At 56.0% G+C, this 420-nt stretch carries 1 protein-coding gene; it reads left to right on the top strand.

From position 1 onward, the window contains the following. Positions 1–420, top strand: a 420-nt coding sequence (locus ACNFN4_RS22255) for a condensation domain-containing protein (protein WP_448200491.1), incomplete at both ends; no start/stop codon positions are given.

Raw genomic sequence — 420 nt, 5'->3', positions numbered from 1 at the left:
GTCCGGGTCACCTGACGCATTCGTCCGGCCGTTTTGTCTGGAGGAAGCGCCGCTCTTCCGTGCGGCCCTCGTGAAAGAATCGGATGAACGTCATCTTTTATTAACGGATATGCATCATATTATTTCTGACGGTGTGTCCGTCAACACCTTGATTAAAGAATTCGGCGAGCTGTACGCAGGCCGTTCGCTTGCGCCGATGCGCCTTCAATATAAAGACTATGCCGTCTGGCAGCGGTCGTTTCAGGAGAAAGAAGGATATCAGAAGCAGGAAGCGTATTGGCTGAAGCGGCTAGAAGGAGAGCTTCCGGTGCTTGAGCTTCCGGCTGACAAGCCCCGTCCGGCTGTCAGAAGCTTTGCGGGCGGCAGCGTATCGTGCACGCTTGACGCTGAAACGGCATCCGGCCTTCACCGCATCGCCCG

It is taken from the genome of Bacillus sp. N1(2025) (genome assembly GCF_053470005.1).
This window is presented reverse-complemented; position numbering and strand designations above follow the sequence as displayed.